Genomic DNA, 1,398 nt, shown 5'->3' on the forward strand with positions numbered 1-1,398 from the left:
ACTTGGTGTTGGTGGCTGCTGCTGGGTGAGCACTCGTGCCTACGGAACCGTTGATGGCGAGTTCTGGATCGAGACCGTGCCCCTGGTGGTCGGCCGAGAGGGTGTGATTGCTGCTGGGATGTCGTGCCGGCTCCGATGTGGTTTCGGGGTGTGAGCACTGAACCATTAGTTCGCGAGGGTCCTCCGGCCAGCTGCCGTGTTGAACAATCGACGGCTTGGTAGCTGTGAGGAGGCACCGGCAGTGGCAGTGTTGTTCGTCGGGGATGATTGGGCCGAAGACCACCACGATGTCGAGTTTCAAGACGAGCGTGGGCAGGTGTTGCGGCGGGCGCGGTTGCCTGAGGGGATCGCCGGGATCGCGAAGTTCGGGGAGATCGCGGCGACCTTCCTGGACGAGGGCGATCAGCCTGACCAGGTGCTGGTGTGTATCGAGATCGATCGCGGTCCGTGGGTCAACGCGTTGATCGCTGCGGGGTATCGGGTATTTGGAGTCGATCCCAAACAGGCCCATCGCTACCGCGAGATCGTGGTCAGTTCGGGCGCCAAGAGCGACAAGGGTGATGCGCATGCGCTGGCCGAGATGCTGCGCAGTCGTCGCGACCAGTTGCGGGAAAGTGGTGGGGACTCCGAGATCGCGGACGCGGTCAAGGTGGTGGCCCGCGCGCATCAGACGATGATCTGGGAACGCACGCGCCACATGCTGCGGGTGCGTGCGGCGCTGCGCGAGTACTTCCCGGCGATCCTGCTGGTGTGTTCGGCGGTGGATCTGGAATTGACGAGCCGGCCGATCCTGGGCTTGTTGGCCAAGGCGCCGACCCCGGCGCGGGCGGCGAAGCTGACCAAAAGCCAGATCCTGCCCCTGCTCAAGGGTCGCCGCAACAAAGACACCAAAGCTGTTGAGATACAACAGATCCTACGCGGACAGCACCTCGGCCAACCTGATCGGGTCACCGACGCCTACGCGGCCTCGGTGCGCGCCTCGGTGGCGGTGCTCGGTGTGGTGATCGAGCAGATCGACGAGCTCGCCGGCGAGGTCGATGCCCATTTTTCCCAGCACCCGGACCATGAGATCTACCTCAGCCAGCCCGGCATGGGGCCGACCGTGGGACCCCGGGTGCTCGCCGAGTTCGGGGACGACCCGTTACGTTTCCGCAACAGCAAAGCCCGCCGCAACGCGGCGGGCACCAGCCCCATCACGAAACAGTCGGGCAAATCGCGGATCGTCTCCGCGCGTTACGTCCACAACGACCGACTCGTCGACGCCCTGATGGCCCAGGCCCACGGAGCCTTCATGCACGACGACGGCGCCCGCGCCTACTACCGCAAACAACGAGCCCGAGACGTCGACCACAACGCCGCGCTACGCCAACTCGCCAACCGCCTCGTCGGCATACTCCA

1 protein-coding gene is annotated in these 1,398 nt (G+C 64.9%); it reads left to right on the forward strand.

Annotated elements, in window-relative coordinates; all coding sequences use genetic code 11:
• Window positions 1-241: 241 nt before the first annotated feature.
• Window positions 242-1,398 (forward strand): IS110 family RNA-guided transposase (locus V1Y59_RS23650; protein WP_330507483.1); only part of this gene is annotated, 1,157 nt, incomplete at its 3' end.

The organism is Gordonia prachuapensis, assembly GCF_036350515.1.
GTDB classification, from domain to species: Bacteria; Actinomycetota; Actinomycetes; order Mycobacteriales; family Mycobacteriaceae; genus Gordonia; species Gordonia prachuapensis.